General features: G+C 43.4%; 28 protein-coding genes and 2 riboswitches. Of the genes, 2 read left to right on the forward strand and 26 right to left on the reverse strand.

Translation table 11 applies throughout. The annotated features are described in order from the left end of the window. Nucleotides 1–7: 7 nt before the first annotated feature. From cobT to H540_RS0127565, 14 genes are all read right to left on the reverse strand, one after another. The gene (cobT, locus tag H540_RS0127500; RefSeq protein ID WP_034672092.1) at nucleotides 8–1,048 is read right to left on the reverse strand and encodes a nicotinate-nucleotide--dimethylbenzimidazole phosphoribosyltransferase; all 1,041 of its coding nucleotides are present in this window, start codon (nucleotides 1,046–1,048) and stop codon (nucleotides 8–10) included. After that, on the reverse strand, nucleotides 1,045–2,562 hold the full coding sequence (locus tag H540_RS0127505) for a cobyric acid synthase (RefSeq protein WP_028403301.1): 1,518 nt from the start codon (nucleotides 2,560–2,562) through the stop codon (nucleotides 1,045–1,047). Before H540_RS0127505 ends, cobT begins: the two co-directional genes overlap by 4 nt. Then, the gene (locus tag H540_RS0127510; protein WP_028403302.1) at nucleotides 2,555–3,925 is read right to left on the reverse strand and encodes a cobyrinic acid a,c-diamide synthase CobB; all 1,371 of its coding nucleotides are present in this window, start codon (nucleotides 3,923–3,925) and stop codon (nucleotides 2,555–2,557) included. Before H540_RS0127510 ends, H540_RS0127505 begins: the two co-directional genes overlap by 8 nt. A 35-nt stretch (nucleotides 3,926–3,960) precedes the next feature. Continuing rightward, on the reverse strand, nucleotides 3,961–5,082 hold the full coding sequence (locus H540_RS0127515) for a cobalt-precorrin 5A hydrolase (protein WP_028403303.1): 1,122 nt from the start codon (nucleotides 5,080–5,082) through the stop codon (nucleotides 3,961–3,963). Beyond that, nucleotides 5,082–5,855, reverse strand: a complete 774-nt coding sequence (gene cobM / locus H540_RS0127520) for a precorrin-4 C(11)-methyltransferase (RefSeq protein WP_028403304.1) — start codon at nucleotides 5,853–5,855, stop codon at nucleotides 5,082–5,084. Before cobM ends, H540_RS0127515 begins: the two co-directional genes overlap by 1 nt. After that, complete coding sequence (cobI, locus tag H540_RS0127525; protein ID WP_028403305.1) at nucleotides 5,852–6,553, reverse strand: precorrin-2 C(20)-methyltransferase; 702 nt, start codon at nucleotides 6,551–6,553, stop codon at nucleotides 5,852–5,854. Before cobI ends, cobM begins: the two co-directional genes overlap by 4 nt. 2 nt (nucleotides 6,554–6,555) lie before the next feature. Next, entirely contained in the window at nucleotides 6,556–7,761 is a 1,206-nt protein-coding gene (locus H540_RS0127530) for a bifunctional cobalt-precorrin-7 (C(5))-methyltransferase/cobalt-precorrin-6B (C(15))-methyltransferase (RefSeq protein ID WP_028403306.1), read from the reverse strand. Further along, on the reverse strand, nucleotides 7,748–8,854 hold the full coding sequence (locus H540_RS0127535) for a cobalt-precorrin-5B (C(1))-methyltransferase (RefSeq protein ID WP_028403307.1): 1,107 nt from the start codon (nucleotides 8,852–8,854) through the stop codon (nucleotides 7,748–7,750). Before H540_RS0127535 ends, H540_RS0127530 begins: the two co-directional genes overlap by 14 nt. Before the next feature lie 3 nt (nucleotides 8,855–8,857). Continuing rightward, on the reverse strand, nucleotides 8,858–9,505 hold the full coding sequence (locus H540_RS0127540) for a precorrin-8X methylmutase (RefSeq protein WP_028403308.1): 648 nt from the start codon (nucleotides 9,503–9,505) through the stop codon (nucleotides 8,858–8,860). A 16-nt stretch (nucleotides 9,506–9,521) separates the two neighbouring features. Next, nucleotides 9,522–10,322 (reverse strand): precorrin-6A reductase, encoded by an 801-nt coding sequence (cobK, locus tag H540_RS0127545; protein WP_028403309.1) that lies wholly within the window; start codon nucleotides 10,320–10,322, stop codon nucleotides 9,522–9,524. Continuing rightward, a complete protein-coding gene (locus tag H540_RS0127550; protein ID WP_028403310.1) occupies nucleotides 10,319–11,290 on the reverse strand; it encodes a sirohydrochlorin chelatase in 972 nt (323 codons plus the stop codon). Before H540_RS0127550 ends, cobK begins: the two co-directional genes overlap by 4 nt. Nucleotides 11,291–11,377: 87 nt before the next feature. After that, entirely contained in the window at nucleotides 11,378–13,042 is a 1,665-nt protein-coding gene (gene cobJ, locus H540_RS0127555; RefSeq protein WP_028403311.1) for a precorrin-3B C(17)-methyltransferase, read from the reverse strand. A gap of 1 nt (nucleotide 13,043) precedes the next feature. After that, on the reverse strand, nucleotides 13,044–13,295 hold the full coding sequence (locus H540_RS0127560; protein WP_028403312.1) for a hypothetical protein: 252 nt from the start codon (nucleotides 13,293–13,295) through the stop codon (nucleotides 13,044–13,046). A gap of 1 nt (nucleotide 13,296) precedes the next feature. Further along, the gene (locus H540_RS0127565; protein ID WP_028403313.1) at nucleotides 13,297–13,680 is read right to left on the reverse strand and encodes a (2Fe-2S) ferredoxin domain-containing protein; all 384 of its coding nucleotides are present in this window, start codon (nucleotides 13,678–13,680) and stop codon (nucleotides 13,297–13,299) included. 127 nt (nucleotides 13,681–13,807) lie between these two features. After that, a riboswitch (cobalamin riboswitch) is annotated at nucleotides 13,808–14,001 on the reverse strand. A gap of 226 nt (nucleotides 14,002–14,227) precedes the next feature. After that, nucleotides 14,228–14,429, reverse strand: a riboswitch (cobalamin riboswitch). A 463-nt stretch (nucleotides 14,430–14,892) separates the two neighbouring features. Between H540_RS0127565 and H540_RS0127575 the strand changes: the two genes are divergently transcribed. Continuing rightward, the gene (locus H540_RS0127575) at nucleotides 14,893–15,693 is read left to right on the forward strand and encodes a carbonic anhydrase (RefSeq protein ID WP_028403315.1); all 801 of its coding nucleotides are present in this window, start codon (nucleotides 14,893–14,895) and stop codon (nucleotides 15,691–15,693) included. 334 nt (nucleotides 15,694–16,027) lie between these two features. Here H540_RS0127575 and H540_RS0127580 read toward each other — a convergent pair whose 3' ends face one another. From H540_RS0127580 to H540_RS0127610, 8 genes are all read right to left on the reverse strand, one after another. Next, nucleotides 16,028–17,050, reverse strand: coding sequence for an NADH:flavin oxidoreductase/NADH oxidase (locus H540_RS0127580; protein WP_028403316.1), 1,023 nt, complete (start codon nucleotides 17,048–17,050; stop codon nucleotides 16,028–16,030). 64 nt (nucleotides 17,051–17,114) lie between these two features. After that, complete coding sequence (locus H540_RS32775; RefSeq protein WP_081415308.1) at nucleotides 17,115–17,207, reverse strand: MoaD/ThiS family protein; 93 nt, start codon at nucleotides 17,205–17,207, stop codon at nucleotides 17,115–17,117. Beyond that, entirely contained in the window at nucleotides 17,208–18,002 is a 795-nt protein-coding gene (gene fdhD, locus H540_RS0127585; protein WP_028403317.1) for a formate dehydrogenase accessory sulfurtransferase FdhD, read from the reverse strand. 348 nt (nucleotides 18,003–18,350) lie between these two features. Beyond that, the gene (locus H540_RS0127590; protein WP_028403318.1) at nucleotides 18,351–19,478 is read right to left on the reverse strand and encodes an NADH-dependent flavin oxidoreductase; all 1,128 of its coding nucleotides are present in this window, start codon (nucleotides 19,476–19,478) and stop codon (nucleotides 18,351–18,353) included. A 118-nt stretch (nucleotides 19,479–19,596) separates the two neighbouring features. Further along, nucleotides 19,597–19,911, reverse strand: coding sequence for a thioredoxin (gene trxA / locus H540_RS0127595; RefSeq protein WP_028403319.1), 315 nt, complete (start codon nucleotides 19,909–19,911; stop codon nucleotides 19,597–19,599). A gap of 149 nt (nucleotides 19,912–20,060) precedes the next feature. Then, a complete protein-coding gene (locus H540_RS0127600) occupies nucleotides 20,061–20,456 on the reverse strand; it encodes an IDEAL domain-containing protein (RefSeq protein ID WP_034672097.1) in 396 nt (131 codons plus the stop codon). Between the two features lie 150 nt (nucleotides 20,457–20,606). Next, nucleotides 20,607–21,023 carry an RrF2 family transcriptional regulator gene (locus H540_RS0127605; protein ID WP_028403321.1) on the reverse strand — a complete coding sequence of 139 codons (417 nt, stop codon included), beginning with the start codon at nucleotides 21,021–21,023 and terminating at the stop codon, nucleotides 20,607–20,609. Nucleotides 21,024–21,115: 92 nt separating this feature from the next. Next, complete coding sequence (locus tag H540_RS0127610; RefSeq protein WP_028403322.1) at nucleotides 21,116–22,168, reverse strand: LLM class flavin-dependent oxidoreductase; 1,053 nt, start codon at nucleotides 22,166–22,168, stop codon at nucleotides 21,116–21,118. Between the two features lie 400 nt (nucleotides 22,169–22,568). Between H540_RS0127610 and H540_RS0127615 the strand changes: the two genes are divergently transcribed. After that, nucleotides 22,569–22,976, forward strand: a complete 408-nt coding sequence (locus H540_RS0127615; protein WP_034672101.1) for a hypothetical protein — start codon at nucleotides 22,569–22,571, stop codon at nucleotides 22,974–22,976. Nucleotides 22,977–23,333: 357 nt separating this feature from the next. Here the strand turns inward: H540_RS0127615 and H540_RS0127620 are convergent, their stop codons facing one another. From H540_RS0127620 to H540_RS0127635, 4 genes are all read right to left on the reverse strand, one after another. Further along, nucleotides 23,334–23,501: a hypothetical protein gene (locus H540_RS0127620; protein ID WP_155891166.1), complete on the reverse strand. Its 168-nt coding sequence runs from the start codon at nucleotides 23,499–23,501 to the stop codon at nucleotides 23,334–23,336. Nucleotides 23,502–23,741: 240 nt separating this feature from the next. Continuing rightward, nucleotides 23,742–23,948, reverse strand: a complete 207-nt coding sequence (locus H540_RS0127625; protein WP_425388193.1) for a VWA domain-containing protein — start codon at nucleotides 23,946–23,948, stop codon at nucleotides 23,742–23,744. 74 nt (nucleotides 23,949–24,022) lie between these two features. Further along, nucleotides 24,023–24,220 carry a hypothetical protein gene (locus tag H540_RS0127630; protein ID WP_028403326.1) on the reverse strand — a complete coding sequence of 66 codons (198 nt, stop codon included), beginning with the start codon at nucleotides 24,218–24,220 and terminating at the stop codon, nucleotides 24,023–24,025. Nucleotides 24,221–24,475: 255 nt separating this feature from the next. Then, a partial coding sequence (locus tag H540_RS0127635) for an IS200/IS605 family accessory protein TnpB-related protein (RefSeq protein WP_028403327.1) occupies nucleotides 24,476–25,008 on the reverse strand: 533 nt, incomplete at its 5' end.

Below are 25,008 nucleotides of genomic sequence, written 5' to 3' on the forward strand. Positions count from 1 at the left end.
TTTACACTTACTCTTTCGAAATGCCTGCTGAAGTAAACGTCGCCATTTCCTTTAGCATTAAAGTTGCTGACTGTAAAATCGGAAACGCAACAGCCGCGCCGCTTCCTTCTCCTAAACGCAAGTCTAAATCAAGGATCGGCTTCTTTCCTAACAGCTGAACTGCTATACTATGCCCAATTTCAACAGAACGATGTCCGACAATCATATACTCGCCGGCAGTGCTGCAAATTTCCTTAGCAAGCAGGGCAGCGACCGTACAAATAAAGCCATCAACAAGAATTGGAATACGATGCGCGGCTCCTGCTAACATCGCACCTGTCAGCGCGGCAATTTCCAATCCGCCGAGCTTTGCCAATACGTCAATTGGATCATTTCGATCAGGCTTTCTCGCTTCTATTCCCCGTGCAATAACCTCTTGCTTATGCGCGATTTTTTCAGGAGCGATTCCTGTTCCGCGCCCGACCAAGGCATCGATATCTTGACCGCTTAAAACTGCTAAAAGCGCGCTGCTTGCTGTCGTATTGCCAATTCCCATTTCGCCAAGAATCAAGCACTTGATTCCTTGCCCGATCATCTTCTCAGCCCGGTCATACCCAACTGCTATCGCTTTTTCCGCCTCTTCTCTTGTCATGGCATCTTGTTCACAAAAATTCGCCGTCCCATATCGAACCTTCTGCTTCACAACGCCATCAGCGTGAATATCTGCAGCAACCCCAACATCGACAACTTCAAAAGCTGCACCGATTTGTTTGCTGAACACATTAATCGCCGCACCGCCATGTAAAAAGTTCATTACCATTTGCACTGTAACTTCTTGCGGAAACGCGGATACGCCTTCTTTTACAACACCGTGATCGGCAGCAAACACGATAACCCCCGGCGGTGTAACAACAGGAAACGCTTCAGAAGTCATTTCAGCAAGCTGAATCGCCAGTTCCTCTAATCTTCCCAAACTCCCCGGCGGCTTCGTTAACGTGTCAATATACGCTTGCACCTTTTGGCCCATTTCCTTATCTAAAGGTTGAATCTCAGTTAATGTGCGACTCATTGGGTAATCCCCCTTTTTTGGAATTCCTCCATTTTTTGCTCAATAAAATCGAGCTTCACGTGCCCTCTTACATGGTCAGCTAGACGGTCAAACGCTTCTTCACGCAATTGATTGAACGAAACGCGATCATATATCGGAGCTAATCCTTTCGTTTGGCGAATATGATTTAACAGCATTTCACGAAAAGCATCATTATGAAAAATGCCATGAAAATATGTACCTATTACTTGTTCATCTGCGCTTTTGCAGCCATCAGTTCGGTCTGCAGTCTCAATAAGGGCTTCACACGCTCCCGTAAGCTCCGATTCACCCATATGAATCTCGTAGCCATTCACGCCAAATTCATTGCCATGAAAAGCAAGCCGTCCCTCCGATAATACTGTCGTTTTTTCTTTTGTGATCGCCGTACGGAGCGGCAGCAGGCAAAGCCCTTCCATAGCTTCATGTTGCGACTCGATCGCAAACGGATCGCGAATGTTTTCTCCCAGCATTTGATAGCCGCCGCAAATTCCGAATATGACTGATTTTTTCTTGCGGTGTAATTCCAGGATTCTTTTTGCAAGTCCGCTTTCCTTTAAAAATATTAAATCTTCAATCGTATTTTTGCTGCCCGGCAAAATGACCAGATCCGGCTCCTGTAATTGTTCTGCCCTCGTAATAAAACGTACGTGACAATCAGGCTCTGCAAAAAAAGGATCAACATCCGTAAAGTTGGAGATTTTCGGATACTGAATCACAGCGATATCCAGTTCCTTTTCCGCATTTTGAGCGGCTGTAAATTGATTTAAAATAACCGAATCCTCAGCATCGATATTTAAATGCGGCATATATGGAATCACACCGAGCACAGGTTTTCCCGTATACTCTTCAAACCAGGTCAATCCCGGCTCTAACAGGCGAACATCGCCGCGGAATTTATTAATGATGACTCCAATCACCCGGTCTCGGTCCTCCGGCTCCAATAGCTGAAGGGTACCTACTAAACTCGCAAATACCCCGCCTTTTTCAATATCCCCGATCAGAACGACCGGGGCATTTGCCATCCGTGCGACCCGCATATTCACCAATTCGCGGTCATTCAAATTAACCTCTGCAGGACTGCCGGCTCCTTCAATCACAATTCGTTCGTATGTATGGGAAAGAAACGCTAGCGATTCTTCAATGAGCTGTATGCCCGTTTGAAAAAATTCCTGTCTATATGCGCCGGCTTCCATATTTTTATACGGCTTTCCATGTACAACGATTTGCGATTCATTGTCACGATTCGGTTTAATTAAAATCGGGTTCATCTGCGTCGTAGCCTGAATACCGGCTGCTTCCGCCTGCACGCCTTGCGCTCTTCCTATTTCTTTCCCGTCAATCGTGATATAAGAATTCAAAGCCATATTTTGCGATTTAAACGGAACTATTTTATGTCCGTCTTGCGCAAAAATACGGCAAAAAGCCGTAACGATTACACTTTTCCCTGCATCCGAATGTGTACCTTGAAACATAATAGGGAGAGCTTTAGCCATATGCTTTAATCTCCTTACATTGCTTAATCCAGTTTTCAACCATTTCCGGACATGAACCAAAATGGAAATGGGTATAACCGGCAATCAAGTTTCCTTTCATATATCCCTCTTGCTTCGTGCCGCGCATCCCTTTTGTTTGGTAAGCATGCTGGACTTCGGTTTTGGGATGGAAAGTGGAGTAGTGAAACTCATGTCCCTTTGCCTTTACATTGCCGTCCAACAGGAAATTCCCTGCTTCTCCTGTTACTTCACGATACCCTAACGCTGCCAGCTTCGTTTGCATTTTAACCTTCCCTGGGATGATACCGACCATTTCATACTGCTTGTCATGTGTCGTTTCAATCGCTTCTGTTAAAAACATAAAGCCGCCGCATTCCGCCAATGTCGGCAGACCATTTTCAATCGCTGTTTGAATCGAGCGTTTCACCTCGGTTTGTTGTGCGAGCTCCTCCGCAAATTCCTCTGGAAACCCGCCGCCGATATATAAGCCGTCAACATGGTCCGGAAGCACCTCTCCGCGTAAAGGGGAAAATTCTACTAGCTCTGCACCGTACGCCTCTAGCATTTCAAGGTTTTCTTGATAATAAAAATTAAAAGCAGCATCCCTCGCAACAGCAATTCGGACAGTTTGTGCTGCTCTTTTCTTAAATTGAGACTCTTTTATTTCGAGTGCTGGCGCTTGCGCTAACTCATACAATCTATCAACATCGATCGTTTCGAGCACTAAATCGCCGAGCTGATCAAAAAACGAATCGAGTTCGCCTCGTTCCACAGATGGAATCAAGCCTAAGTGCCGTTCTGGGATTGCAATGTGGTTATCTCTTTTCAAATAACCGAGAACCGGAATCCCGCACTCTTGTTCAATCGCTGTTTTCACAATTTTAAAATGCCCTTCACTGCCGACGCGGTTCGCAATCACGCCGACAATATTCGTTTCCGCTAGAAAAGCTTGAAATCCTTTCACGATTGCAGCGGCACTGCGGGCCATACTGGCACAATTCACAACGAGAACAACAGGACTTTTTGTGATCATGCTTATCTCTGCTGTCGTACCATCGTTATTGGTTGGATTTTTTCCGTCAAAAAATCCCATAACCCCTTCAATGATAGAAATATCTGCGCCTTCACTGCCCCGATTTACAATTTCTTTTACCATTTCGTGATTTAGCATCCAACTGTCTACATTTCTTGAAATTCTGCCTGTAACAGCGGTATGATACGTCGGATCGATATAATCCGGTCCGCATTTAAATCCTTGTACATTGTAGCCCTTTTTCCGTAAAGCCGACATAAGCCCGATTGTCAGCGTCGTTTTTCCAACACCGCTTCCTGTACCTGCAATAACAAGTCTGCGACTTGACATCTTTTTCCCTCCCCCTTTCCATATTCATCAACAAATCAATACGGTATCACAGCTACTGAAATCGTGACATTTCCTGATTTTTTCTTGACGAGCGCCAATTTTTCCGCACCGCTGTATAACAGCGCTGCCGGTTCGCTTACCCCATACGCGCCTGTATATTTAAAAACGGTCTCTGAAGGCTGCTCCATTTGCACCGCGTTCAATTCACTCGGAGGATAGTAGACAAACTCCCAGCCGTTTTTATTCACGACCTCAATTAATCCGACTTCATCCTTTTTTAAATCAATCGTACAAAGCGCTTTTACACTTTTGCGTGAAAAGTTTAATTCCGCTAGCGTTTCGTTAATAACCGCTTCAATTTCCGCAGCGGATGTGCCCCGATTACAGCCCATTCCAAGCACAATCACTTTAGGACGATATAAAACGCCGTTATGTAAAATCTGATTTTCCTGTTCTGTTAAATTCCTGTGCGTCACAACAAGCGCAGCGGCAGGCTCCTGCACGAGCGCTTCTGCAACAGATGAATACGCATTAATATTTTCCGGAAGCGGGCGCTCATAGTGCCACCATTCCTTCTCCCCGGACTCTTGCACGACAGCGATTTTTTCTTCATTCACAACCGCAGCGCTAACAGGAGTCAGCTTTTCTGCTGACTCCCATACCCAGCCGAACCGTTTCCCGAACAGATCAACAGGAATGGTTTGCTGAACATCCGAAGCAGTCGTAATAATTGGACGCGCGTGCAACGCCGCCGCTACTTCTTTTGTCAGCTCATTAGCCCCGCCGATATGTCCTGACAATACGCTGATAACATGCTCTGCTTTGTCATCGATTACGACCACGGCAGGATCTGTTTTTTTATCTTTTAAAAGAGGTGCAATCATACGGACAACTGCACCAAGTGAAATAATAATAATAAGCCCTTTGTATGACTCGAAAAGAGACGGCAACAGCAAGCGGACACTTCCTGTGAACATTTGAATGTCCTGCGCTTCTTCATCGCCCTTTTCAAATTTACTCATATAGTACACATCAGCATTTTGAAAAGAACGCCCCAGCTTTCTGGCGACTTCCACGCCATGCTTTGTGATTGCAACGACCGCATAATCACCCTGCTGCTTAATAACAGGCTTTTGCTCTTCTTGTAATGCTATAATCACGACTCCACCCCCCGGCGGAATCCGTGGGTAAATGTTTTATCGTAAAGCTTGGAGCGGTAGTTTTTATCATGGATATTCGCATCAAGCGCCCATCCCGCCAAAATCATCGCCTGCTTGCGGATGCCGTTTTTGCGCATATCTTCATCCAAATTCTCAAGCGTCGTCCGCACAATTTTTTGATCCGGCCATGATGCTTTATAGACGACTGCAACAGGCGTCTCTTGACTCCAGCCCGCATCTATTAATTCCTTTACAACTTTTTTCGTTAGCGTCGCACTTAGAAAGAGCGCAATTGTACAATGGTGCTTCGCTAAATCACGCAGCTTTTCAAATTCAGGTACCGGCGTTCTTCCTTCGGCTCTCGTTAAAATAACCGTTTGTGTTAAATCAGGAATCGTCAGCTCCGCTTCTGCCGCCGCTGCTGCCGCAAACACAGAGCTAACGCCAGGAACAATCTCCACTCCAATTCCTTCCTTTTTCAAAAGAACCATTTGCTCCATGATCGCACCGTACACGGCAGGATCTCCCGTATGAACGCGAACAACCTTCTTCCCTTGCTTGATTCGGTCAACCATGGTGTCAACCATCTCGTCTAAATGCATGCCTGCCGTTTTCAGCACTTCCGCTGTCGGCTTTGCTTTTGCGATTAATTCTTCATTCACAAGGGAATCGGCATAAAGAACAACATCCGCTTCCTGAAGATGCTTTAAGCCTTTAACTGTAATCAAATCCGGGTCTCCAGGGCCTGCTCCAACTATATATAACTTCATTTTCTCACCACCATTAATGTTAAGTATTCGAGCTCAGCTCCTTCAAGCTCGTCGGCCTTCCAAATAATCTCCTCATCCGAGGTAACCTTCGTTACGACTGACGCCTTATGCAGCAAATCCAATTCGCGCAACACTTCAAGCATCAAATCGATAACCTTTGCTACCTTTATAAAAATAACGCAATCATGATCTTCAATAACCTGTTTCATTGTTTCATAGTCATCGCGCGCCGGAACAATCGCCACATGCTCGTCACCATCCGCTAAAGGAATGCCAAGCCTTGCAGCAGCTCCGTTCATAGATGAAATGCCGGGCACAACTTCAATCGGCACTTCCGGATGACGCTCCTGCATCAGGCGCATCATATGAATGAACGTACTGTACAGAAGAGGATCTCCTTCCGTCACGAACGCAACATCCTTGCCTTCTTGCAGCTTCTCCCATACGCTTTCAACCGTTTCGCTCCATCTTCTTTCCAATGTTGCCGCGTCTTTTGTCATCGGAAACACGAGACCGAGCATTTCCTTTTCATTCGGCTGGAAGTATACATCGATAATTCTTTGCGCATAGCTTTTACTTCCTTTTTGTTTCTTCGGATAAGCAATAACCGGCGACTCCTTTAACTTTCGAAATGCCTTTACTGTTATCAGCTCCGGATCTCCGGGGCCAACCCCTAAACCGTATAATGTACCAAGCATGCTTATTCTCCTTCCTGGCGCTCTGCAGCAATGATGTAAATTGGATTTAACGCGTCAAAGCGTGTTAAATTCAAAATCGGCTTGCTTCTTGAAATTTGGGCAAGCGTGATCTCCGTTTTAAATCCTCGCTCTTTAAATGCCGCCATTGCCTCTGCTAGATTTTCAATTGTTACTGCATTTAAAACAATTCGTCCCTTATCTTTCAGGCGACTGCAACAAATATCTAAAATGTCTCCCATTCCTCCTGCCGTGCCTCCGATGAACACAGCATCCGGATCTGGGAACGAATCTAATCCTTCCGGTGCTTTTCCGTGAACTACCGTCGCATCAACACGGAACTTTGCTAGATTTTGTTTACAGTTTTCAAGGTCTCCCTCATTCTTTTCAATCGCAAACACTTTACCTTCACGGGCAATCTTTGCTGCTTCAATCGCGACAGAACCTGTACACGTGCCGATATCCCATACTACGCTGTCTTTCTTTAAACGCAGTGCACTTATGCTTAACGTTCGAATTTCCTTTTTTGTAATTAATCCTTTATCCGGTTTGCGCTGAATGAATTCCTCATCATCAATCCCAATGGACCATGACGGATTTTCGGCTGTTTTCTTCAGAATTACGACATTCAGCGCCGAGAATTCAGCATCGATCATATCTTCTAAGTTAAACCAGCGGCATCTTTCATTTTCACCGCCCAAATTTTCCCCAACGAACGCCCGATATTCAGTCATCCCGAATGACAGCAAATACTGAGCAATTTTATTCGGCGAATTTTCGATATCTGTCAGCAGCGCGACCTTCTCTTTCCCGTCGATGCGCTGCGCCAGTCCTTTCATGCTTCTGCCATGAACGCTTGTAAGATAAGCGTCCTGCCAGCGTTCCCCCATTTTGGCGAACGCAAGCTGAATGGAGCTTAAATACGGATAGATTTCAATATGTATTTTGCTTGATAAATAGCTGCCGATGCCGTAAAACAACGGATCTCCCGATGCTAAAATAACGACGTTTTTTGTCTCAGCCTGCAACCGTTCCACGAGTGAAGAGAGTCCGCCTTCAATTGCGATTTGTTCGCCTCTGTAATCCGGAAAAAAGGCAAGCTGGCGCTTTCCTCCGATTAATATTTCGCTTTCATAAATCCACTTTTCATACATCGGAAGCAAGCTCTGTTTGCCGTCATCACCGATTCCAATCATTTTAATAGCTGTCATCATTTCGCACCGCCTTTCCTAACAATTCGCCCTTCATCGTATATAAAGAGGTGTCAACCTCTATGCCGCCGCCGACTTCCTGTAAAGCGGAGAAACAGCAATAAGCACAAAGCTGCTCAAAAAATTGCAGATAGCCGTGCGCTGTCATCATGTCACCGACCTGCGAGGCGGTATTGGCGTTTTTGATTTCTTCCACAAGCGCTGCAGGCGCGCCCGCTTCACTAGCTGCTTTCGCCAAAAAATTAAAATCAACCGGGGCGCTTTTGGAGTGAACCATCATCACGCCTTGGGCAACTTTTGAAAATTTCCCCATCATGCCCACCATGGAAACCTTCTTGACACCTTGGCGCTTGCACTGCTTCAGGGTAAAGCCGACAAAATCCCCCATCTCAACAAACGCTTCCTCAGGCAATTCCGGGTATTGCTTCATGGCGTATTTTTCACTGCGGCCGCCCGTTGTAATGACAACATGCTCGCAATGGCTTGCCCGCGCTACGCTGATCGCCTGTACGATACTGGCCTTATAAGCAGCTGTTGAAAAGGGAACGACAATGCCGCGCGTACCTAAGATGGAAATACCGCCAAGAATGCCCAATCGCGCATTTAACGTCTTTTTTGCCATCTCTTCGCCAGCCGGCACGGAAATCACAATTTTAATTCCTTTTTCGATCCCATGCTCCTGTAAAACCGCTGCGGCTGTCTCACGTATCATTTTACGGGGCACCGGATTGATTGCCGCCTCCCCGACAGGAACCGGCAATCCTTCCTTAGTCACACGGCCGACGCCGACTCCTCCGTCCAGGATAATCCCGTGTTCGTCGGACCAGGAAACAGCGGAGATAATCAATGCGCCGTGCGTCGCGTCCGGGTCGTCTCCAGCGTCTTTGATCACACTTGCCGTTCCCGTCTGGTCCGTAATCTCACAGCTTTCCATATGAAAAGTCGCAAACCGCTTCACCGGCAGGTAAATCGTCGCTTCTGTTTGTTCCTCGCCTGTAATCAATGCGGTCAGCGCCGCCTTTGTCGCCGCCGTCGCGCAAGCTCCCGTTGTATATCCTTCACGCAGCTTCTTTTCTGTTGGAACTTCTTTCATGTTTTACACCCGATCTGCAAGAATGGAAATTGCATTTAACGCTGCAACTGTAACTGTACTGCCGCCTTTCCTGCCGACATTGGTAATGAATGGGATATCAAGCTTCGCCAATTCCTCTTTGGATTCCGCCGCTGATACGAAACCGACCGGCAACCCGATGATAAGACTTGGTTTTGCTTCACCTTCTTTAATAAGACGGATAAGTTCTAGCAATGCTGTTGGCGCGTTACCGATCGCAAAAATGCCGCCGTCCGCTTCTTTGATCGCTTTTCTCATCGAAATAATCGCTCGAGTCGTATTTAAGCGTTTCGCTTCTACCATCACGTCCGGATCAGAAATATAAACTTTGATTTCGCCGCCATGTTTTTCAATTCTCGATTTATTCGCTCCCACCTGAACCATCTGTACGTCCGCCACTACCTTTTTTCCGCTGCGAATGGCGCGAATGCCGGCTTGGATCGCATCCGGATGGAATAGCATGCTTTTTCCTAATTCAAAATCAGCCGATGCGTGAATCACGCGCTGTACAATCGGGTATTGCTCATCCGTAAATGGATGCTCCCCAATTTCCTCAGTAATCATTTCAAAGCTTATTCCTTCAATTTGCTCTGGTTGAACAGTTAGCGGTTTAAATTCAGTACGAAAATCCATGAACCTCACTCCTTATTTAAAATGTATGTTCTTTTTTCAACTCATCTAATAGGCTTGGCACTGCTTTACGTAAAGCTTGGATTACATCGGAAAAATTAGAATACACAGTTCCGTAATCAATTTTCGGACGGCCAATCATAATGATTTCAATCCCGAGGTCTTTTGCCGCCTCAACCTTTTCATCAACAGAGCCGACCTTCCCGCTTTCTTTTGTAATCATCACTGTGACGCCGTACTGCTTATACAAAGCTTGATCAAATTCCCTTGTAAACGGTCCTTGAATAGCGACAATATTTTTTTGGGGAAAGCCTAGCAGCTCGCACTTTTCCATATTGTCAACGCGCGGCAGCATACGTGCGATAAGCCGTATGTCGGGCAGCCCTAATAATTTCTCCGTAAAAACCTGCAGCGTTTTACTGCCTGTCGTCAGCATAACAACCCCTGTTTTCGTTGCTGCCGCTGCTGCCGCTTCCTCGTAGCTTTCGACGACTGTCATCTTCTCATATTGAAATGTTTGCGACTCGCGCTCGTAACGAATATAAGGAATGTTTGCCAACTTTGCGGCACTGATCGCATTTTTGGAAGCTTCTTCTGCAAACGGATGGCTCGCATCGACAATAGCCTGGATTCCTCTTGCTTGAATCAAGCTCACCATTTCCTCATCCGTTAACCTTCCTGCTTGTACATCAATCCCTGCCTGCTTCATTTCATTCGCCGCATTCTCGGTAACAACCGTTGTAAGGATGTTGTAGCCAGCTTGCTTGATTTCTAGAGCCAGTGCACGTGCATCGCTTGTCCCGGCTAATGCTAGAATCATGTCAAATCCCCTACCTTCTGTCCTGCATGTTCATGACTATGATGATGCTCGTGATCATGGTCATGATGGTGATGGTCATGATCGTGGTGGTGATGATCGTGGTGGTGATGGTCATGATCGTGATGATGTCCATGATCATGGTCGTGATGGTGGTGATGATGAATATGCTCCATTGCGCCAAGTCGATACACACACGTATCACAGTTCATTTTCACTTCATCTTGCAGCGCTTCTTCTGCACGGTCCTTCAAAATCACTTGTAATTTAGGATGGAAGCCAAAGTAGCCTGCCAGCTTAAATTCTGTATGAGGATATTGATGTTCAAATTTCACCATCATCTCCTCTAAACGTTTGATCAAAATGCCCGTGAATAAAAAGTAAGGCAAAATCACGACTTTTTTTGCTCCGAGCTTTAGGCAGCGCTCTACTCCTTCCTCTACAAGAGGATCTGTCACACCCATAAAGGCAGGCTCTACAAGCTTATACTTCGTTTTCTCCCAAAGTAATCTCGCAATCTTATACAAATCGCTGTTTGCATCCGGGTCACTCCCGCCGCGTCCCAACAGCAGGACAGCCGTATCCGAAGCAGGGTTGTCCAAATCCTCCCCGGTTTCTGCTAATCTCGTTTTTAAGATTTCAAATGCTTCCTCATGAACACCGATCGGTCTGCCATATGTCATGGATACATGCGGATATTTTTTCTTTGCCTCATCGATCGCTGCCGGAATATGAATTTTAGAATGGCCGGCTGGCAGAAGCATGATTGGAATGACGAAAATTTCATCGGCTCCCTTCGCAACACATACGTCAATTCCTTGATTCACTGTTGGTCTTTCAAACTCTAAAAAGCAAGTCTCTATGAGTAATGACTCGTCCCATGTATCTTTCATATTGTCGATGAATTGAAGAACTTGACTATTTCCTTCAGGATCTCTGCTTCCATGCCCAACAAACAAAATTGCCTTCAAATTGTTTCCCCCTCAATGTTTAGTTACGGACCGCTTTCATATACGAAAGGGCACCCGCTCAGACTCTCCAAATCTACTATATGAAGCTTAATCCCCGCAGGCAGCTTCCTCTATTTTTAGTTTCGGCGTGATGTCCTGGTACTCAAACCCTCGCACGCGCTTTGCACGCTTAAAGAATTTGTAGAAGCGTTCATTCGGATAGCCCTTCTCTTTATATTCTTGAACGATCTCCTCAACGACGCTTACAATTTGATCAGGCGCAATGCCTTCCGCGACAATTTGACCGGAATGTGCACTTCTGCCGACTGTTTTCGCCCCTAAAAATAAATCGAACGCCCCTTTTCGGTACACAATGCCGATATCTTCTTGCACAGCACCGTAACATGCCATGCCGCAGCCGTTAAAGCCGATCTTCAATTCCTTTGGAAGTTCAATTCCCCCAAGCCGCTCCTGCAGCTCTTCCGCATGAGGAATCGCATCCTTTTTCTCTCCATCGCAAAAATCGCACGCTTTTAACGTTAAAACGTCCCCGATCGGAGAAAGCAAAAATTGCGCGGCTCTTAATTTTTCGATTACTTCATCAGGATTTGCGGTTGGAACTTGCAGCTTGATCTGATGATCTCGTGTGTATTCCATGTTCCCGTCTTCGCCCACTACCTCCGCAAGCGTCATCATTTGCTTTGGCGTGAACTTTTTATTGGCAACGCCGGGGCTTACCGCAAGCTCAAAAATGGATTGCATCGGCTGCTGAATGAAGGAATTCTCAGAGACTCCTACACTTTCACCAAGAATCGCCTGCAAGGCTTGCTCCGCTACTTCCCTTGATGAAGCCTTTGTTGCTGTGGCAGCCGTTTCCATTCGGGAGGCTTTCGCTTTCGCTTCCGCAGCCGCCGCTTCACTCTTTGCCGGTACTGCTTCTTCCAGCTGCTCAAGCGCCCATGGCTCAGCTTCTTTTCGCAAACGCTGATGCGGCTTGAGCGGTTGCTCAGTTTGATTCAACGTATATTTCCGTTGATATCCGCGCGGCGTAATCATTAAATCATCGTAGAAAAATGTGGAGGAATTCCCGATCACAACCGTCGTCAGCATGCCGATTTCATGCTCGAGCATCTCTTTTAAGTTCGTCATCACAACGCTCTGGCGGTCACGGTATGCACTTTTTACGAGTCCTACCGGCGTGTCAGGAGAACGATATTGTAATAGAATTCTTTGCGCTTCTGCAATTTGCCGTGTTCTTCTCCCGCTTTTCGGATTGTAAAACGCAATTACAAAATCAGCCTGAGCAGCTGCTTCAATCCGCTTCTCGATTAAGCTCCACGGCGTTAAATGGTCACTTAAACTAATCGTACACGCATCATGCATAACAGGAGCTCCTAATAAGGAAGCACAGGAGTTAATAGCGGAAATTCCCGGAATTACTTCTACTTCCACCCCTGTTTCTTTTCTCCAGCCCTTTTCAATCAATACTTCATAAACGAGACCAGCCATACCGTAAACACCAGCATCACCGCTGGAAATCACCGCAACCTTCTTGCCGCGTTCCGCTTGCTTCACTGCTTCTTGTGCACGGCTTACTTCTTCCGTCATACCCGTGCTAATAATCTCTTGCCCTGTTAATAATCCTTCAATTAATTCGACATACGTTTTATACCCTATGATCATGTCGCTTTCTTGGATAGCTTCTCGTGCCCGCTCTGTAATATGTTCAAAGCTCCCCGGGCCAAAACCAATAATAAGCAGCTTTCCTTTCATATCACGCACCACCTTTCCCAAATTCAGCTTGCATTGAAACATCTAATCCTAAACTATACATCCCGGTTATCGAACCTAGTACAAAATAAAGTTTTCTTCTAAGTTCAAAAGCGTACATAACTCCAAAAGAAACCGGATTTCTTTTTCGTTCTTCACTGCCTGCTATATCAGCAATTGCCGCCACATGGTCACTAGCCATTCCATGTCTCATTCCTATTAAAATCGCCAACAAAACAAACGTAATCAATTCCAAATTAAATACTCCTTTTCAGCGGTTTAGATACACCGACTGTACATTCTGTTTTTTCCGGCGCAATAAAGCCGTCTTGATCATATTCATAAATGACGTAATCTTCTAAAGCACGCCCGCCTGCTAAATGCTGCTGTACGATTTTGCTGCCTACTTCCGGTGTTACTTCCTTGTACCAAGTTCCTTCCGGGTAAACAATAACAACAGGAGCATCCTTGCATCTTCCATTGCAGCGGGTTCTCGTCGTATGTATCACTGTGTCTAAATCTAAATTAGCAATTTCATTGCGAATCGCCTGTGTTGCCTCCTCTCCTCCCTTTCGCATGCAGCTGCTGCCGTTACAAATTAAAACGTGATGTTTCGTACCTTTTAAATTCCAAGTAGTCATATAACACTCTCCCTATCTTTTTATGCCCAAAAAAAGCACCCCTACTAAATAGGGGTGCAGAGTAAATACAAAACTATAAAGTTTTGTATTCAATCAGCACTTCCACCTATAGGCCCGTAGGTTTTACTGAAGTGTCTAAGATAAGGCAGGTCTCCTGACTTAGGTTCATCGTTACATTGCGTCTTCCCAAATACGTTCAGTGACATTTGCAATGAAGCTCCCCAATACAGTGGCGGGTACCGTGACGGATTTTTACCGTTCTTCCCTTTTAAACGCAATCTTCTTGCTATCCAATTGCGCACCTTTCCCAAACTATATTTAATTTTTATAACCAGCATTATATTCTCTTCAACATGTTATGTACTCTAATCATTACTATCTATAAGACATCTATTTTCTACTGCTCGAAAGCTTTTGCACTATATGTTATGAAAATAAAAAATCCGCTCAACAGGAATTGAGCGGATGAAACGGAAGCAGAAAAAGACAAAGAATTCCCTCTACCTTTTATTACCTGCGTTTCACCTTCTCAATCCCCGAAGAAATCGAAACTTCATAAGTTAAGACAGGTCTCCTGACTTGTGCATCTTCCTACCTTGAGCCCTTCCCGTATAAATTACTTTTGTACATAAAAGCCTTCTTAAACAGTGGTTTGCTCATTTCGTTCGCACTTACAGTTGCGGGGACAGTTCTGGGTTTTCACCAGATTCCCTTTTAAGCCTTCTGGCACCTTAACTTGCTTTTAACAATATAAAAAATACATTTAATTTTCAAATAGTATGATTATAGCTAATATACTAGCTTAACTAATATTTTTCAAGCCTTTTCTACAACTATATAAATACAACTAAAAAAATCGACAAAAAAACGTTTCTTTTCGGTGGGAGAGATCATCCGACTAAGCGTAGAAGCGGTCAAACCCTTTTCGCTGCACATGGACATGTCGAAATTATAATTCATTCATATATAATTACTATAATAAAATTTTATAATATTAAACGAAATTTAGAATAGCAGATTATTATCGAAGGTTCGTTTGAAAAGCTGTACTTTTGCGAACGGCGCTTTCAGTTAGGATACAAGAAACATAAAGAGCATAAAGAACAAAAATAAAAATCCCAAAATGTGGGTTGAAAAACCGAGAAAATTCCATTAACTTTAAATAGTTAGTATAAACACAATTATACAAAAACTAAACAAAGGGGTTCAAAAATGGCAAAGAACAAATTAGCGTATTCAGTTTTATCAATTTCTCTTTCTCTATTATTAGTTGCTTGTTCTTCTAGTGCAACCGTAGCACCAAAGGAAGAAAAGGTTCAGAAGGAGAACAAATCAACAGAGACACATAAAGCTCATTGGTCTTACGAAGGAGACACTGGACCAGCACACTGGGGCGATTTAGATCCTGCAAACTCTGCATGTGTGAACGGGAAGGAACAGTCCCCTATTAACATCGAGATTTCACAAGCAAAAGCAGATGAAAAACTTGAGAAACTAGAAATTCACTACATACCGACTGAGTTTTCTTTAGTTAACAATGGACATACAGTTCAAGCGAATCCTAAAACAACAGACAACTCCATTGTCGTAGACGGCAAAGAGTATAAGTTAGCACAATTTCACTTCCATACACCAAGCGAACATCAATTTAATGGTCAAAATTTTGATATGGAATTGCACCTCGTACATAAAGATGCAAGTGGTCAATTAGCAGTTTTGGGCTTAATGATCAAGGAGGGGGCGTCAAATCTTTCATTAGAAAAGGCATGGGCAGCTCTGCCTAAAAAAGAAACAACAGAAGATGTTAAATTAAAAGAGCCGATCGACTTAATGAGTATACTGCCAAAAAATCAACAATCATTTCGATATAATGGTTCTTTAACCACTCCGCCATGTTCAGAAGGGGTTAAATGGATTGTATTGGAGCAGCCAATTGAAATGTCTAAAGAGCAAATCGATACATTCCGTAAAATTTTCCCGGATAACCACCGCCCTGTACAATCTGTAAAATAATTTCGGGTTCGTAATGTTTCCATTTGAATTCTGTTGGCTTTTTCATACGGATACACATCCTTTTAGATTGATAGTATCAGTATGTCCAAGACTTAGAGATTAATCGGAATTTTTGTGCCAGAACCGCATAACACGAGTTATCGGCAGTCCATGTATCGCCTATAAAAAGTCCCTTCAATTCTGAAGGGACTTTTCGTTTACATAACATGAGTTATCCGGTCAACTTTTACCCTTATATGACCACACAGAAGTTGCTAGAAGGCAATAAGGAACATGTTCTTTAAATGATCTATGAACGTAAAAAAAGCAGCCTCTTATTTGTTGTAAAACACTTTTAAAATGCACGTAAATACTGGCTCGGTACTTCCGGCTTTACCTTCAATGTTTCTGCTGCATGCAATGCCCAATACGGATCGCGAAGCATTCCCCGTCCCACAGCAACAAGGTCAGCATCCTTATTTCCAAGTACCGATTCTGCCAAAAGAGGATGATCCAAGTTTCCTACTGCGATTACTGGGCACGCGAGTTCCTGTTTGATGTGTCTCGCAAACGGAACTTGATACCCTGGGTGAATACCAGGTCTGCCCCCAGATCCAATCGGCCCCTCACCGCCGGAAGTAATATGGAAGATATCTACCCCGGCTTTCTGATATTCCTTACATACTTGCGTAATATAATCCAGTCCATATCCGTCATCCACATACTCTACTGCAGAAATTCTCATAATCATAGGCATTCCGGCTGGTAATTCTGCTTTAGCAGCCTGAATTACTTCCACACCAAATCTAGAAAGATCCTGTCCATATACATCTTCTCGGTGGTTCGTTAAAGGAGAGTGAAATTGATGGATAAGATATCCATGCGCACCGTGAATTTCCACAGTGTCAACACCAGCCTGAACCGCCCGGCGAACACCTTTTTGAAACTTTTCTACCATCTGTTTGACCTCATCAGTTGTAAGCTCCCGCGGTATACGATACTTTTCATTGAATCGGATAGCAGACGGTGCAACAGGAGGATTTGCATCTTCTGCCTTCCTACCTGCATGTCCTATTTGAATTCCAATTTTAGCTCCATAGGAATGAACGGAATCCACAATTCTTTGAAACGCCGGTATGTGTTCATCAGACCATATCCCAAGGTCAAAGTCTGTAATTCTGCCGTCTGGATCTATATCTGTCATTTCCATAATTATGAATCCCGCTCCGCCAATAGCCCGGCTTGTATAATGAAAAAGATGCCAATCATTTGGTTTTCCATCTTTAGCTGTTACAGAATATTGGCACATAGGAGGCATAACAATTCTGTTTTTCAATTCTAATCCTTTATAGGAAAACGGGGTAAATAAGTTTTTCATACTCTTTCTCCTTTCGTCTTACCTGTTTGAATTAAAGGTACACAATTATAAAAAAAATCACCCGTTATTTCCCTCCGCTCACAGGAGGAATGAACGTAACTGTATCCCCATTTTTTACACTATCTTCTTCAGTTGCGAAATCTTCATTTTTTTCTATTTAAATATTTACAATCCGTTTCGGATGAGTATACACATTTAGCGATTGATTACGGATAAATCCTATTGCGGTGATTCCCAATTGCTCCGCCAGCTGCAATGCCAGCTCGGTCGGAGCAGACTTTGACAATATCACTTCGCAGCCGATTTTTGCAACTTTCAATAAAATTTCGGAGGATATACGACCACTAAAAACGATAATTTTATCACCGATGGGAATGTCATTTCTCAAACAATATCCGTAAATTTTGTCCAAAGCATTATGCCTTCCTATGTCCATCCGGCTTAAAACAATTCCGTTGACATCACATAAGGCCGCATTATGGACACCGCCTGTATGATAAAAAACAGCCGCAGATTGTTGCATGTCATTCATTAAACGAAAACAATCTTCAATGGAGATTTTTACGCGAATATCATCCATCTTCTTCGCAGTCAACGCATCGTTTACGAAGACAAATCCCTGTCTGCTCATCCCGCAGCATGAAGTAATATACCGTTTACTTTGAAAATCGCGATAATAAGGATTGATTTTTGTCGTTTTTACATGGACAAATCCTTCTTTTTCCTGTATCCATATTTCTTCAATATCCTCGTATTTCCGGATAATGCCTTCGGATGCTAAAAAACCTATCACCATATCTTCCATATACTCCGGTGTACAAACCATTGTAACAAATTCCTGGCTATTAATTTTTACCGTAACTGGAAATTCCGTTACAATACTATCCTCTATATGCCCGGTGTGACCATTCTCAAAACGGAGGATTTCCCGTTTCACCTCTATCGGTTTCATGATCATCATTCCTTCTCTCATGTTATGTTTTTATCAAAGACAAACACAGAAACTATCTTCTACCTTCATATCTGAAAACAAGTGAACCAATTTGGCCCCAACCAGTTCCTCCAAACCTTCCGGACGGCAAGGCCTGTTAAGGAACTATTCCGCCATGAATACACGTATGTATACGTTGTTTTATGTATAAAATATCCCTCTTATGTGGACTGCATATCTTTCATACATGTGTCTGCATAAGAGGGATACTACCATTCTTTTTGCCTAAACTCAGCCTATTTAAGATGTTTTAGACAGTTTGAATTCTAAAGCAAAGATTTTTTATATTCGTTCAGCGTATAGTAGAAGTTATTCAACACCGGGAAACCATCCGGGCCTATTTATGATTGCTTGCCACAGTGGATCTGGAATGACAAGACGCTCTTGATCGTTTTTATTTAACCTTGTTTCGATTTCAGATTCTCTCCCTTGCTCCACTTTCTCTACCCAATCAGGATCGATAATAAGTTCACGTCCTAAGGCAATCAATGGGATTCCGCTTTGTAAAGCTTTCAAAGCGTCATCCGCTGTATAAATGGAACCTACTCCGATGACAGGAACTTGATCGCCCACTCGTTCCTGAATGATTTCGATACGTGAACGTGTATCTTCTACACCCCTAGGGCTGGACCAGAAATCCATCACTGAAACATGGAGATAATCTAGCTTTTTATCTGCCAAAGCATCCACTAATACTAATGTGTCTGCCATGGTGATTCCAGGTGTTTCAGGTTCCTCTGGCGAAAATCTATAACCTACAAGGAACGGTTCCTTAGCATGCTTAGCGACCACTTTCTTTACTTCATCTACAACCGACAACGGAAAGGTTAAGCGTTTCTCTAAACTGCCGCCCCATCGATCGTCACGACGGTTTGAATGAGGTGAAAAGAATTGTTGAATAAGATATCCATTTGCGCCATGAAGCTCCACACCATCAAATCCAGCTTCGATGGCCCGGCGCGTAGTTTCACCAAAGCCGCGCACAATCGATTCGATTTCAGCATCACTTAAAGCTCGGGGAACTGATGCCCCGCCTTCTCGCTCTGCCGGAACAGCACTCGCACTGACAATATCACCATTAGGTACTAACTCTGGCGGACACATGCGACCGCCATGGAAGATTTGCAATACAGCTTTTGCGCCTTGCGCTTTAATCGCTGCTGCTAATCTTCGTAAACTCGGAATCATGTCATCGCTATCTCCTGCAAATTCACCATGAAACCCTTTACCGTTAGCTGTTACATATGTACATGCTGTTATAACCATGCCAACCCCTTTTGAGCGGCGTACATAGTATTTTACTTCATCATCTGAGACAGTACCGTCCGGATTTGATGAGAAATTTGTCATAGGCGCCATCACAATGCGATTTTCTAACTGAATCCCGTTAGATAGAGTAAGCGACTCGAATAATGGTGTATATTTAGATTTTAACATATCCCTGTTCCTCCGTTCTTTTTCATGTCTTAATTATATAAAATAGGAAAGAAATAACTTACTAAAAGCAAGTTATTTCTGTGAACCTGCTTCAGTGATTCTTAATAAGCAATACCTCTTACGCATGCTTGGAAATAAGTTCTGCCAATGCCTCTTTTGGCTGATAGCCAATCACTTGATCCACTACTTCTCCGTCTTTGAAAAGAATGAGTGTCGGAATGCTCATGACGCCAAATTTTCTTGTTGTTTCCGGATTTTCATCTACATCAAGCTTGATGATTTTTACTGTATCGCCCATTTCCGTATCGATTTCTTCCAGTACCGGTGCAATCATTTTACAAGGTCCGCACCAAGGTGCCCAAAAATCAACGAACACTAGCCCTTCCTTGATTTCATCTGTAAAAGTTTGGTCAGTTACATGTAAAATTGCCATTGTCTATTCCTCCTATATAAAAAGACGGTTTTTTTATTCACTGTATATATGTCGTTTTTTCATAAAAATTTTTAAAACTGCTGCTTTAAGTTTAACTTCTTCATCCGCTAGCATGTATTAGGTTGTATCGGTATTATGTTTCCCAGATATTATCCTCTTGTATCGGATTTCTCTATTCTATTTCTGGCGGTTGGATATACTATACTTCCTATTGCTTCCTTCTTGGAACGTTGTCTTACAGCGTTTAATTTCGCGGATAAATCCATAAACCACTGCTCATCTCTCGTTAATAACGCCAGGTCAATTAAATGAACAATTTGTTCTTTGGTGCTTGTCGTCGAAATGGATAATTTTTCAACCCGTTTGTTTGGCATCCCAATCGTTTTTCCAATAATTTGTTCATTATCACATTCCACAACGTTTACTCTTACTATCCCTTGTAAAGAATCTACAGTTTGAATATAACCGTAGATCAATTCTCCATCCTTCGACTTGCCCTTGACCCAATCTCCTATTTCCAATCGATATTTATCGGTCATTGCCATTAATATTCACCATCCTTTAAAATGTTACAAAAATTGTTACAGTTTATTTACAAAAAGGAACTCTTCGCATGTTTCCTTGAAAGAACAAAACCTTTTCATCTGTAATTAAAAATATTACAGTATGGATAAAAAGAAAAAATTAAATCAATATCATCGACACTGCTTAATTTTTTCTAAAACAGAATAAATCGTAATCTTCTCTAGATATGTTTCAAGATAATCTTCCGCCTCATTGAAAATCTGATCCATAACCGCCTGAGTATTGGATGAAATCAGACAAGCTTCTTCCGGATCTCCTGTACACCAGTTTGGTTTAATGCCGCATGAGACCGTGCGATAAATCTGAGCTAAAGTTGTCTCTTGAGGATTACAATTCAGGATGTAACCTCCGCCGTTTCCCTCTTTTGTCTTTACAAATCCATTTTTACGCAAGCGGCTCATAATCTTGCGAATTCTTGCCGGGTTTGTAGAAACATTTTTTGCGATCAACTCACTGCTAGCCATATGATCAGGTAAATAGGCTAAAAAGACTAAGCTGTGCACGGCTATGGTAAATTCACTATTCACTTAATCAACTTCCTCCTTAAGAAGAGTACTGTAATCTTAATTTATACAGTTTATAAAGTCAATCAAAATGTTTTGATATAGTACTTCTCGACTTAATTATTAGAAGCTGCTTGTTCTTCCTTTACAATCTGGGTCAGAATTTCGTAGGAGCGCAGACGTGCCTCATGGTCAAAAATCTGGGCATTGACCATAATCTCGTCAGCCTGGGTGACATCCAGAAAGGCCTGCAGTTTCTCCTTAACGATCTCGGGGCTGCCAATAATCGAGGAGCCCAGCTTTTGTTCGATGGCAGACTTTTCGTAATCGTTCCAAAGATCATCCATATTTTCCACCGGCGGGTTCAGCGGACCGGGACGACCGCGTACTAGGTTCAGGAATTGCTGCTGCATCGAGGTCGCCAGCCAGCGGGCTTTTTCGTCAGTATCGGCTGCAATGACATTGACACCAACCATTGCGTACGGCTCCTCAAGCACTTTTGAAGGGATGAAGCTGCTGCGATACAGCTGCAGAGCCGGCAACGTATTGTCTGGAGAGAAATGGCTGGCAAATGCGAATGGCAAACCGAGTTGGCCGGCCAGCTGCGCACTAAAACCGCTCGAACCCAACAGCCAGATTGGGATGTTCAGCCCCTCGCCGGGAATCGCCCGCACATGCATGCTGCTCGGCGACGGGTTCAGATAGGATCGCAGTTCACTTAATTGCTCAGGGAAATCCTCACCGTTACTTCTGAGTTCGCGGCGCAGGGCGCGGGCGGTAAGCTGGTCGGTACCCGGCGCGCGGCCCAGGCCGAGATCAATGCGGCCGGGATACAGGGACTCCAGCGTACCGAACTGTTCAGCAATCACCAGGGGAGCATGATTGGGCAGCATGATACCGCCGGAACCGACACGGATTTTCGAAGTACCGGCTGCCACATAACCAATTACTACCGATGTAGCTGAGCTGGCGATACCGGCCATATTGTGGTGTTCAGCCAGCCAGTAACGATTGAATCCCCACTTCTCGGCATGCTGGGCAAGATCGAGAGTGTTTCGGAAAGAATCAGCGGACGTACCGCCGACCACGATTGGGGCAAGATCCAGAACCGACAGCGGGATATCACTAAGTCGTTTCGGGCTTTTATTCACGGAATTTCCTTTGGACATACGTTTGCCCTCCTTCTATATAAATAATGCTCTGACAAATGGGCAAGCTTTCGGCCGCTATTTGAGAAACAACCGGCTTCAGCCTACGGTAGAGCACCTATCCCCCACCTTATTCTTATAGTCACGTTATCATTTAAACGCAGCTCTTATTTGATAAGGGGTTAAAGTCTTTAATCATATGAACAAATTTATTATATCAATAATTATTGATGAATAAAAATATAAAGAACTGTCTTCGCATGACAGAAAGGTCTCAGAGATACTTAAGGCCGATTTTATATAAAATATGTTTGTTAATAGGATATATGCCGTTTCTATTAGAAGATAATCCGTATATTTTTATAATAGAATAGTAATGGATAAGCATTGCTATTTTATTATAAAAAAGGAGGTGATATTAATGGCAGAACCTCATTTTATCAAGGCAAGTGCTAGTTTTGATGGTAACACTCCCAACCTTAACGTAACATTCAAAGAGTCAGGATTAGGTAATAATGTGAGTATAACCTATGTAGCTAGTGCTGATGCTACCGCTACATTCCAGTGCTTTAACAATGGTGGTAAGCACCCTAAAGCCGCGAACAAAGAGACTGTATCTGGACCAGTAAGTGCTATGGGAACATTCTCTTCTGGTAAAAATGGAACTATCAGTCAAACTCTTACGCTGTTTCCACCCGGTCCCGGAAGCTTTACTTGCCCCTCTGGACAGACATTGATTCTTACAGATGTTACCTACACTAACGTTAAAATACTAGATATAACCAATGGAATATCAAAAAATATTCCAGGAACATTCATATTCCCATAAGATAGTGATAGGTTTTAGCTTCTGGACAAAAAACACCTAGATTTTAGCGAATGAATCTAGGTGTTTTTTTATTTAAATCAAATTTAATTGAATTAGGACCTTCACCCTGCGATCTAAATGATATATTTTTCTGTTTTTTGAAATCGTACGTTGATTTATAAAAGAGTTTGATCAAAATACGTCTTATGATGTTGATTTTTTAAATTTAAGGATCTGTTAAATAATATTGGTGATAATCGGTAAAAAACAAAGGACCCTATACAATTTGTATTTAAAAGGGGGGCGTCCCATCCCCATCAAGCTAAAAAAGAAAAACACCTGCTATCCAAAAGGACGACAGGTGTTTTTCTTTTTCTCTTATTTTCCAAACGATGAAAGAAATTTAACTCGGTCTCCCATAGGCGGAACGTTGTTGTCCACTAATGATACTTCTAATACAGCAGGACCGTCGAGGTTATTTAAAAGACTTAGCACCTCTAGGTTGATATCTTCCATTTTTTCAATACGAATATTTGGAATTCCCATAGCTTCAGCCATCGCTGCAATATGTACAACTTCTTGTTCAAAACGCGGGTGAGAACGTTTATATGGTAAGATCGCACTCTATACTTTTGAGGTGAACGGCTTGCTAAATCTTACATACTATTAATCTATATTTAACATGTACACTATTGATGTATTGACGATGGTACCATGGGAAGATGAACTGGATTGGATGAGTGGTTTTTGCGGTGGGTTCAGAGGCAACGATTAGGGATGACAACTTCATGCATATGGCTCATCTTCACGAATAGAAGCAGGATCCTTCACACTAAAGAAACTAGCATTGTCAAGAAGACGTCCGCCCATGTTGTTGAGTTCCTCTAAAAAACTAAAATCTGAAGTGAACGCAGATGAAAGACGGTTCATAAAACCACGTTTTTTGCTGAGATCTTTGTTAAATTTCCCAATTTCCATAAAGCTCCAGAAAATTTGTTCCTAAGAAGAGTCTCGTATTTGTTGTTTAGAAACATCCTGATCAAACGTAGCACCATCCGTTATAAACATTACATAATTTTGGCCTTTTTAGAAAGGTTTAATATAGCAGGCGCCTGCTTTTCTAGCTTTTTCTCAAGATTTATTCTTTTTTGATTAACAACTGGCTGCGCTAAAGACGTCTCTTGAGTTGGCTTTATATCTTGTTCTGGAATACTCTTGTCCTCTTGTAAAATCTCTCCGCCGAAATGAGTAAGCAGAGCTGCCAATCCGCCGTCGAGTCCTGTAGTTTAGTCTTTTGTCCTGTAATGAACCTGGTTAATAAAATCGTATCAAACCATACCAAATCGCAGAGAAACCAGGTGAAACCTCCGCTTCCATGACGACTCTCACGTCACTCCATCAGAGAAGGGATTGCCTTCGTCATATGCCTGCTGCATAAGACAGTCTGTGGCGACCTGTTAGGTCTGGCGGTTCCGAACTGCCATTTCTTCTATCATCGATCAGCAGCCCAGAAAAAAGGTTTACAATGTTTGTAACACGTATTGCCCTTGTAGAAGTCGAACGGTCTGCTTCAGGATGTTCCAAAGCGACCATTCCGGTTCCGTTTGAAACTGTTCGATTTTCTTCAGATACATGCCCAAACGCTTTCGCTTTGCTTTGCCAGACTCACTTGCTTTCTCGCTTTCTTCCATCGATGCGAGAGCACAAATGAGGTGCTGTTTTACCGAAGTCCGGAGAAGAGTCAGCACATCCTTAGGCAATGTTTCCCGAAACCCGAGTCCACGTCTTCCAATCACAAAGCTAGCCGCTTCATGAACCGAGATTCCATACTTCCGGCTGTACTTCAAACGGCCGATGACAGATGTGTACGCAGGATTCACCTTTTTGATTGTGAACGCATTTCGTAACGCCCCTGTCAAGATGGCGTTTGACAACTTTCGAAACGCGAATTGGCACGTCATCCGGTTTTGGCGTTTGTTTGTATCATACTGCTGCGAGAAAGAGAGGTCTTCCATTACGATGGCTCCGACTCCTTGCTGCAACAGCCAATCCA

It is taken from the genome of Ectobacillus panaciterrae DSM 19096 (genome assembly GCF_000430785.1).
Taxonomy (GTDB): Bacteria; Bacillota; Bacilli; order Bacillales; family Bacillaceae_G; genus Ectobacillus; species Ectobacillus panaciterrae.